Annotated in this window: 9 protein-coding genes and 2 pseudogenes; 6 read left to right on the plus strand and 5 right to left on the minus strand. The window is 65.9% G+C overall.

What is annotated here, in order from left to right:
• Positions 1-439: 439 nt before the first annotated feature.
• Positions 440-1,279, plus strand: coding sequence for a hypothetical protein (locus ACSF8R_RS08950; RefSeq protein WP_434811521.1), 840 nt, complete (start codon positions 440-442; stop codon positions 1,277-1,279).
• A gap of 67 nt (positions 1,280-1,346) precedes the next feature.
• Here ACSF8R_RS08950 and ACSF8R_RS08955 read toward each other — a convergent pair whose 3' ends face one another.
• Together ACSF8R_RS08955 and ACSF8R_RS08960 are read right to left on the minus strand one after the other, a co-directional pair.
• A complete protein-coding gene (locus ACSF8R_RS08955; protein WP_434811522.1) occupies positions 1,347-2,066 on the minus strand; it encodes a hypothetical protein in 720 nt (239 codons plus the stop codon).
• Positions 2,067-2,085: 19 nt separating this feature from the next.
• Positions 2,086-3,507, minus strand: coding sequence for a hypothetical protein (locus ACSF8R_RS08960; protein WP_434811523.1), 1,422 nt, complete (start codon positions 3,505-3,507; stop codon positions 2,086-2,088).
• A 178-nt stretch (positions 3,508-3,685) separates the two neighbouring features.
• On the opposite strand from ACSF8R_RS08960, the pseudogene ACSF8R_RS08965 reads away from it, so the two are divergent.
• Positions 3,686-4,160, plus strand: a pseudogene (locus ACSF8R_RS08965) (class I SAM-dependent methyltransferase).
• 3 nt (positions 4,161-4,163) lie between these two features.
• Here the strand turns inward: ACSF8R_RS08965 and ACSF8R_RS08970 are convergent.
• Together ACSF8R_RS08970 and ACSF8R_RS08975 are read right to left on the minus strand one after the other, a co-directional pair.
• Positions 4,164-4,736, minus strand: a complete 573-nt coding sequence (locus ACSF8R_RS08970) for a TetR/AcrR family transcriptional regulator (protein ID WP_434811524.1) — start codon at positions 4,734-4,736, stop codon at positions 4,164-4,166.
• A 4-nt stretch (positions 4,737-4,740) separates the two neighbouring features.
• Positions 4,741-5,325, minus strand: coding sequence for a sugar O-acetyltransferase (locus ACSF8R_RS08975; RefSeq protein WP_434811525.1), 585 nt, complete (start codon positions 5,323-5,325; stop codon positions 4,741-4,743).
• Between the two features lie 100 nt (positions 5,326-5,425).
• Between ACSF8R_RS08975 and ACSF8R_RS08980 the strand changes: the two genes are divergently transcribed.
• Positions 5,426-6,634 carry an MFS transporter gene (locus ACSF8R_RS08980; RefSeq protein WP_434811526.1) on the plus strand — a complete coding sequence of 403 codons (1,209 nt, stop codon included), beginning with the start codon at positions 5,426-5,428 and terminating at the stop codon, positions 6,632-6,634.
• Positions 6,635-6,819: 185 nt separating this feature from the next.
• Here ACSF8R_RS08980 and ACSF8R_RS08985 read toward each other — a convergent pair whose 3' ends face one another.
• Positions 6,820-7,044 (minus strand): TetR/AcrR family transcriptional regulator C-terminal domain-containing protein, encoded by a 225-nt coding sequence (locus tag ACSF8R_RS08985; protein WP_434811527.1) that lies wholly within the window; start codon positions 7,042-7,044, stop codon positions 6,820-6,822.
• Between the two features lie 294 nt (positions 7,045-7,338).
• Between ACSF8R_RS08985 and ACSF8R_RS08990 the strand changes: the two genes are divergently transcribed.
• The 3 genes and pseudogenes from ACSF8R_RS08990 to ACSF8R_RS09000 form a co-directional block, all read left to right on the plus strand.
• The gene (locus ACSF8R_RS08990; RefSeq protein WP_434811528.1) at positions 7,339-8,109 is read left to right on the plus strand and encodes a hypothetical protein; all 771 of its coding nucleotides are present in this window, start codon (positions 7,339-7,341) and stop codon (positions 8,107-8,109) included.
• A 155-nt stretch (positions 8,110-8,264) separates the two neighbouring features.
• Entirely contained in the window at positions 8,265-8,660 is a 396-nt protein-coding gene (locus ACSF8R_RS08995) for a nuclear transport factor 2 family protein (protein WP_434811529.1), read from the plus strand.
• Positions 8,661-8,744: 84 nt separating this feature from the next.
• Positions 8,745-9,167, plus strand: a pseudogene (locus ACSF8R_RS09000) (HNH endonuclease); the annotation flags it as partial.

The following is a 9,167-nucleotide window of genomic DNA, read 5'->3' on the forward strand; positions in this document are numbered from 1 at the left end:
CCACTGCGATCATTGGCGCCAGTGCCTGGGCAGTGGACTCCTGCGCCCCCTACCCCGTCAAGTTCGCGATGTTGGGCAGCCGTCCGACCAAATCCTAAGGTGTTGAGGGCAGGGCGGATGCAGCGCGCGGCGGGAAGCCGTATACGAGACCGTCGATCCCTGTCGGATCGTCCGCGACGAGCGCTCATGGAGCCGAATCGGCCGACCGAGCGATGCGATCAGGCGCTACTCCTCGGTCTTAGAGCGCCTTCGACACCTCGTGCCCCTCGTGTCGGGCAATATGTAGCTTGTGACCCGATCCGCCCCAGAGACCACTACCCCAGGCCGCCGGTGGCGCGAGCTAGTCAGGATCGCGGCGATCATCGTCGCCACGGCCACGATAACCGCCGTACTAATTCTCGCGATCGACCGCCCGCACCGGTCGGGACTCGGGGCCTGGGTGTCCGACTTCGCGAAGAGCCCAGGGCTTGCCGGTGTATGCGCTTTGGTGGCCGCATCACTTGCGCTATGGGGAATCATGCGCCAAGTCGAAGTGGCACGCCATGCCCAGCGCCTACAGCAGATCTCTGAAGCGCGGCGCGCGTGGTGGTCGTCCTTTGAATGGGTCGCGGCCCGCGCCGTACCTGCGAAATCCGACGACTTGCCACTGCCGTACGATGTGATCCTCAGCTCACTTACAGCGTTGTACGAGAGCGCCACCGACCCGGTCCAGCAACGAGCGGTCGGCGCAATAACTGACGTCGCATCGGAGATGCTCGACTCGAAAGACGCGGTAGGCGACGAACTGCCAGCGTCAGAATCAGGATCGACTACCCCGAGCCAAGAGCGCCGAGTGCTCGAAGCTCTACGCGCGTACTCGGCTGCTACCGCGAACTCACCCGCGGAATCGGCTGCAGTCGATGCGCAGTTGTACGAAGCTAATGTGATGGAAGCCCTCCAGCGAGTCACGCAGATCGAGCAACCAATCCATGAGCTCGGTGCCGGCTACGCGATGCGACCAGATGCCCTCGTCACGGTCCGCGGAGCGAGGGTGATCGTTGACGTGAAGGCATACACCCAAAGAGGACGGAAAATACCGCTCCAGGCTCTCAATCAGATCGTGCACTTGATGGAGGCGTCCAGAGCAGCTGGGGCAGTGATTGTTGCACCCGTTCCACTAGGCGAACTGCCTCAGGACACGAGGCGACCGATCCGATCCGTCGTATGGAACTCGCCCGCCGACGACCAGATCCTGTCCGCGGCCCTCGACGACTTCGGAGGGGCCCCGCCCGGGCCGTGAGCCCGGAGTGACTTCCTCCAACGATTCGTGTCGGGTGTCAGGGACTTGCGGCTTGAAATCGTGAGAACTAGCGGTCTGAAGTTGAGAGGAGTTCGGCTACCCGCGGTGCAGCTTCCCTGATCAACCGGAAGTACCCCGTGGAATTGCCAAAGACCTCGCGGTCGATGCGCACGCTCGCCACTAGAAAGGGCTGTTCGTCCTGCTTCAAGATCGCTGTTGGCACGAGCGAGGGCGGATCGAACACAAGACAGGGAAGCTCCGCGCGCAGGTTGAGGTCGTGTCCAACCCGCGCGGCATCCTCGATAACGCAGAGGAGATCGGGCGCGCCCGACGTGATGTTGGCGATCCGCGCGACGCGGTCAATTGGCGCGCCGAAGTAGTCACCGTTGAAGCCCATCGCGTCCCCCTTGGTGATCGCGGCGTGGAAAGTGAGTGAGGGTCGCGATGCCGCGTGCCCAACGTCCACCGCCCATAGCTCCTTGATGCCATCGAGAAGGCATAAGAGTTCAAGCGCTGCGCGAAAAGATGTTGCCCGGATCAGTGCGCCGTCACCCAACTCCTTGAACAGAAGAAGCGTGTCTCCACTCTCCTCAGTCACCAGCCGCATGAGCCTCATCAGAACTTCGGCACGAACGAATGCTCTGGATTCTCCCGCGCGCTGTCGGTAAGAAGCGCTCGAGTCAAGGTCGATCATTAGCCAATAGCCCGCTTCGAGATTGGCGCGCTGATAGGTATCGTCCGCCGCGTCTTCGGCGGCACGCGCCGCTGCGTAATACTGCGCAACCACTCCCCTCATTGTCTTCATCTCACTCCAAGCCAATCAACTCAAATACGTCCGAATCGGACATCGATGTGACAACGTCGACAGTCGCCTGGAGTCGGTGTAGCGGATCCCGAAGCGCGTCGGTTGCCTTCCTCAAGTTCTCGGCGGACTCCCAACCTTGAACTCGGGATTGATTGCGAACCAATCGAACAAGGTCTTCATCCTTCTCGACCGAACGGTATAGAAGGTCGAGAACGCTCGTGAGGATGACATCGAGAGTCGCGTTTCTGAACAGCAGCCTCGGATGGGTGAAGACATCGGTTTCCAAGAACAGCTTCATGTTCTTCAAGATGCGTGTCGCGTTCCCCGACAGCCCCACCAGTGGCTCAATCTCGCTTGGGCGAGCCTGAGGATCAGCCTGCCGCATTGCTTCCCCAGTAGTCCTCACAAGGTCGTCGATGAAGTAGGTGTACAACTTGCCGGAATCCTCCGACATTATCGCCTCGCTAATTGGGGCGAACTCCTCGCGGTGCCGCGCCGCCAAGCGTGCATAAACGGACTTCGTGCCCTCAAGGGCCTCGACTCGGGCAGCCTCGTTGAGGTTTTCCAGAACCCAGGTGATGTCGTCGCAGTAGCGTCCCAGGACGGCTTCGTGGGTGGCGTTGGACTGCGTAATCTGCCGAGCCGATTGGCCACTGTCAAGTTTCATCGAGTGATCGAAGATATCCGAGAGAGCCGCGCGTTCACCCAAGGAATGTCGCCAGGCGCCGTACATAGTCTCCGCCAGGTATCCGTCATTGGATGCGGCGCGTAGGTATGGGTTGGTCGTCAGAGTCCAATAGCTCTCGATGCCCGAGTGGTACGCCTTTGCCTGGGCATCGCCAGCGGCCCACGGGATAGTCGCCTGCACCTCGTGTCTGAGTTTCGGCGAGGATATGCCGCCGAGCCAACTCGGAACGACCAGCTCATCGGTGCCCTCATCCATCGCGAAGAGAGTCCCGCGAGCCTGCGATTCTTGCGTTTCTTTATGGTGCCGATCCATCTCGGCGATCTGCTCACGCACCCAGACGTCAACCTGCGTCCTGCCCCGATGGATGAATGGGACACTTCCAACCTTTGATGCAAGTGCGACTGCTTCGGCAAGTTCTACGTTGAGCCCGAGCCGCTGGGCCGATACGCGGGCCACATGCGCGGCACGCAACGAGTGAGTGGTGTAATTGCGTGCGCGACGATGGTTCCCGTAGAAGAGGGTATGGAACTTGTCGTCGAGCGCGCGGAATGCATCGGAGTACAGCACGCGATCGCGGTCAAGATGGGAGGGACTTCTTCCTGTGAGCTTGGCCTGGTTCTCGCTCCCCATCTCCCACAGCTTGGAATAGTGCTCAATACTCGGCGTCCCATTCAGCACGAAGCCGCGCTCGCTCTTGAACCCGAAGGGGCCGACCCCGGCCTCGATCTCGCGCAAGTGATCGGCGTAGAGCAATCACATCCCCCCAAGCAGCCCGTCAAGTGTCATTGACGATGAGAGTACCGGTTGTGGAATCCAACGAGGCGGACTCGCCAGCCCTCCAAGCTGACGATACGCGTTTGATGTGGGCGAGCGCACCCTCGTCGACGCGTGGGCAGCGAAACTCCACGGACCAGTGGTCGACGCCGGGTGCGGCCCCGGCCACTGGACGGCGCACCTCACCGAGCGAGGGCTCGACGTGCAGGGCGTCGACCTGACCCCATCGTTCATCGAGCACGCGCAACTCACGTCACCCGGCATCCCTCCCGTTCTCGGTCAGCAACATCGAGCACCTCGACTATCAAGACCACCAACTCGGCGGCATCCTGTCGTGGTTCTCGGTCATCCATCACGAGCCGCATCGGATCGCCGTACCCCTCACGGAGTTCGCGCGGGCGCTCCGGCCCGGCGGCCTGCTGCTGCTCGGGTTCTTCGACGGCGACACGGTCGAGCCGTTCAACCACGCGGTGGTCCGCGCGTATCGGTGGCCGGCATCCGAGGTGCGGCGGCAGCTCGAGGCCGTCGGGTTCGCGATCGTGTCGACGCATCGGCGTTCGGAACCCGCGCGCCGACCGGTCGCGGCGATCGTCGCGCGCCGCGCCAACCAGTAGGCGCTACACCGTCGTGATGCGGGTGACGGCACGTTCCACCTCGTGCGGGTCGCGGGCCTCGGCGTCGAGCGCGCGGTGAATGGTCAGGCCCTCGATGAGCGCGTCGAGCAGGCGAGCGGTCTCAGGGTCGAAGTGGCGTTCGAGGGCGGTGCGAGACCGCAGCATCCAGGCGCTCGTGATCGAACGGAACGCGGCCTCACGGGCGGCGAGGGTGTAGAGCTCGTGCGACAGGATGAGCTCGCGGTCGTCGCCGAAGACGTCTTCGAGGATGATCGCGATCACCGCCGCGCGGGCTGCCTCGGCATCCTTCGCGTCGGCCATGCGCCGCTCGAACCGGTCGCTGACCGTCACCGCGAACCGCGTGAACGCCTCACGCAGCAGCTCATCGATGCCGTCGAAGTAGTACGTCATCGCCCCCAGCGGCACCCCCGCCTCCGCCGCGACCTTGCGGTGCGACGTGCCGGCGACACCGGCGCGCGCGATCACGTCGAGGCACGCGTCGATGATGCGGTCGCGGCGGTCGGGATCATTGCGGCGGCCGAGGCGCGAACCCGCCGGAGTCTGCTGCGCGGTCATCGCATCAGCCGATCGTGCGGATGACGCGGGCCGGGTTGCCGACGGCGACCACATTCGCCAGCACGTCCTTCGTGACGACCGAACCCGCGCCGATCACCGAGTTCTCGCCGATCGTCACCCCGGGGCACACGATGACGCCGCCGCCGAGCCACACGTTGTCTTCGATCGTGATGGGCTCCGCCGCTTCGAGCTTGTCGCGCCGCTGCTGGGGGTCGATCGGATGCGTGGGCGTCAGCAGCTGCACGTTCGGGCCGATCTGGCAGTCGGCGCCGATCGTGATGGCCGCGACATCCAACGCGGTCAGGTGGGAGTTGACGAACGTGCGGGCGCCGATGTGGATGTTCTCGCCGTAGTCGACGAACAGCGGCGGGTTGATGTGCGCGCCCTCGCCCAGCGTGCCGAGCAGGTCGACCAGGATGCCACGGGCCGCAGGATCGCCGTCGACCTCGGCCCGGTGGTACGCGTCGGCCAGGCGGATGCCGCGGCGATGCAGCCGCTCGCTCTCGGGATCGTCGGCGATGTACAGGTCGCCGGCGAGCATCCGCTCACGGTTCGTGCGCGGGTCACCGGCGAGGGAGTCCGTCGTCATGCGACCAATCTACACCAGGTGTGTACGAATGTACGCATTGTGTGTACGATCGTACCTGCGCCGACCCGCGCCCCCGACTCCTCGAAGGCCACGCACCACCGTGTACTCGCTCCTGCTCGCGATCATCTACATCGCGTTCATCAGCCTCGGGCTGCCCGACTCGCTCGTCGGCGCCGGCTGGCCCGTCATGCACCAAGACATCGGCGTGCCCGTCGCGTTCGCCGGCATCCTCACCATGATCATCGCCGGCGGCACGACCCTCTCGAGCCTCGCGTCCGAGCGGGTCACCCGCCGCTTCGGGGTCGGCGTCGTCACCGCGGTCAGCGTCGGCATGACCGCCGCCGCGCTCTTCGGCTTCTCGACGAGCACCTCGTTCTGGATGCTGTGCCTCTGGGCCATACCCTACGGCCTCGGCGCCGGTGCCGTGGATGCCGCCCTCAACAACTACGTCGCCGTCCACTACGTCGCCCGCCACATGAACTGGCTGCACGCGTGCTGGGGGCTCGGCGCCTCGATCAGCCCGTTCATCATGAGCTTCGCGCTCTCGTCGGGCGCGGGCTGGCCCAGCGCCTACCTCGTCATCGGCGCCATCCAGATCGCGCTGACGTTCGCGCTGCTCGTGAGCATCCCCCTGTGGCGGAGGGTGCATCCGCTCGTTCCTGCGTCTGTTGGCGAGGGCGCTGCGGATGCCGAGGCCTCGCCGGCCGGCTCCCACACCGCGCATGTGCCGCTGGCGCGGGCGCTGCGCATTCCCGGCGTCATGCTGATCCTCACCGCCTTCTTCGCGTACTGCGCGCTCGAGAGCACCGCGATCCTGTGGGCCGCGACCTACCTCGTGCAAGACCGCGGCGTCGACCCCGCCACCGCCGCCGCCTTCGCGTCGCTGTTCCTGCTCGGCATCACCGCCGGACGGTTCCTCGCCGGCTTCTTCGCCGACCGTCTTGGCGACCGCGTGATGATCCGCGGCGGGTTCGCCATGGTCGGCGCCGGTGCCGTCATGCTCGCCCTGCCGCTCGAGACGACCGTCGTCGCGCTGGCGGGCCTCGTGATCGCCGGACTCGGCTGCGCGCCGATCTACCCCGCCATCATCCACTCCACCCCCGTCAACTTCGGGCGCGACAACTCGCAGGCGATCATCGGCATCCAGATGGCCGCCGCCTACACCGGCTCCACCCTCGCCCCGCCCCTGTTCGGCGCGATCTCGACCGTCACCGGCATGTGGATCCTGCCGCTGTTCCTTGCGGTGTTGGTTGCGCTGGGGCTGGTGATGACGGAGCGGCTGAATCGGCGGGCGCGGGTCGCCCCCTGACGCGGCCTCGAGGGTTGCTCACTCCGGGCGAGCAACCCGCTGCGCCTCGAGGGCGGTCAGGATGAGCTCCAACCCGAAGTCGAACTCGTCGCCGGGGTCGTAGCCCGACGCCATCAGCACCGAGGCAGACTCGCGCAGGGCGGGGTATTTATCCGGCGGCAGCTACGGCAGATAGACCTCGGCCGTCATGTCGGCGAGCTGATCAGCATCTGAAAGGGGAGCGCGGCCTCTTGCAGCGCGTGCCCGTACACGTAGCTGTTCAACAGCCAGTTCGCGTGCGTCGCCATCAGCACCGAGAAGCCCGCGCCACGCAAGCACGAGGTGACCGCCTCGCGATGCCGAAGGTTCGCCGGCCCCGGCGTCGTGCGCGACTCCATGAGGCTCACCGCCCACGGGTGGCGCGCGAGCACGCGCCGAGCGGATCGGCCTGGCTCGCCGAGCGCTTCGGCTGGACGCTCTCGGTCAGCCCATTGATGGCCGATCCCGCCGCCGCAATGATGCTGGGGTTCGTCCTCTTGGTGGCGCTTCCCCGCGTCACCGCTGGGCTCGTCCAACTGAACGCGATCGAGGCCCGAGCCATGCTCGCGCCCGCGCCCACCGGGGTCGCGCGGACAAGCGCTCGGACGAGACCGCCCGAACCTCCCGCGCAGCCCTCTCCCTCGCTGCGACACTCCATCGGCTGAGCGCTCGTGCAATCATCTGCCATGGAACTCCTGGGATATCTTCCGGCCGCCCCGAATCGTCAGCCGAACATCGACGACGACTTCGCTCACGGACTGAGCCCCGACAGATGGGTTGCGAACTACCTCCCGCAGTGGACGACACCGGAACGGGCGCTCGCACGGTACGCGATGGTGCCCACCGGAATCCAGCTGAGGATCGAGTCCGACCAACCTGACTGGCGTCCCGAGGATGCACCGCTGCGCGTCTCCAACCTGCAGACGGGCGTCTTCTCGGGTCCGGTCGGTTCCCCGTTCGGAACGCATCGCCACCGCGCCGATCTCGAGGTCCGCACGCAGACTCCGCAGCGATTGCTCTTCGCGCCTTCGCAGGGGCGCGTGGATGTGACCGTGTCCGCGAGCCGCGACAGCAACTGCATGGTTGCGGCCTGGCTCGTCGGAACCGAACATCGGTCCCCGGCGGAGTCCGGCGAGATCTGCATCTTCGAGATCGACGCGGATGCCATCGGAAAGACCACGCGCGCCCGCACCGGCATCAAGGCGCACCACGATCCCCACCTCACCACCGACATGACCGACGTCACCCTCCCCTTCGATGCGTCCTCGCCACACACCTGGACAGTGATCTGGGGCTCCGGCACCACCGTCGTCGGATGCGAGGGACACGTCCTCAGACGAATCGCGCAGGCGCCCCGCTATCCGCTGTTTCTCATGATCGATCTCTTCGAGATCGGACCGCGTGGAGGCAACTACCCCAAGAGCGCCACCATCCACCGAGTCCGCGCATGGGGGTGAAGCCCGCGGCGGCGGGTCCGTCACCACGGCCCAGATGCGCTCGCGGTTCGGGGTGGTTGCCGGCGGTCGGGGCGTTGTGAGCGCCCAAGCCGTCGTGTAGACAGGCGTTGCCTGTGGGCGGCGCCCGATCCCGCCCGGTGAGGAGTGTGGTCGCCATGCACGAATCCGCAGAGCTGCGCGAGTTGATCGCGGCGATGTTCCGGGCGCTCAGCGAGGGCGACGCAGACTTCTTCACCCGCCACCTCGTGAACGGCCCGCAGCTGCGACTTATCGGATCCGCCGCGGACGAGTGGTTCGGCGGCGGCGAGGCGTTCGCGGTGCTCCGCGACCAGATCGCAGGCGGGCCTGGCACCATCACCGCGTCGGCCGAGCAGATCGAGGCCTACGCCGACGGGGACATCGGGTGGGCGGCGGCCGTCGTCCGCTACCGCGGCGGCGAGCGGACCGTGGTCGGGCGCGAGACCTTCGTGTTCCGCCGGTCCGACGGGGCGTGGCAGCTGGTCCAGTCGCACACGTCGTTCCCGGTCGATACGGAGAGCTTGTTCTCGTAGCGCTTCCGTCAATTCCCAGAGCGGATGCCGGGATCTGTGGAGAACTCCGCCCGAGTGTCGTAGGTATGTTCTAATCTCGAAGGCATGAAGGACGCACTCGCCGGCATCACCGAAGCCCTCGCCGCACTCGCTGCGGCGGGTGGTGATGGTGAGCCTGGCGGGCTCGCTCCTGGGGAGTTGCTCGCGGTGAATCGTGCGTTCGGGGAGTTGAAGCGGCATGTGGATGCCGCCTATGCGCCGGTCGCGGCCGAGGTCGCCCGGCAGTCCCGCGTCGAACTCGGGAAGGACTCCCTCGCACGCCGGCAGGGGTTCCGGTCGCCGGTGTCGATGATCCAGGCGACCACCGGCGCATCGGTGGGTGAGGCGATCAAGATCGTGCAGGTCGGTGAAGCCACCGCACCCCGCATCTCGCTCACCGGTGAACGGATGCCGTGCAAGCACCCGCACGTCGGCGACGCCGTCACGGCGGGCCGGTTGGGGATGATGGCGGCGTCGGCGATCGTGACC

Source organism: Microbacterium sp. bgisy189, from assembly GCF_965345345.1.
In the GTDB taxonomy this organism is placed as follows: Bacteria; Actinomycetota; Actinomycetes; order Actinomycetales; family Microbacteriaceae; genus Microbacterium.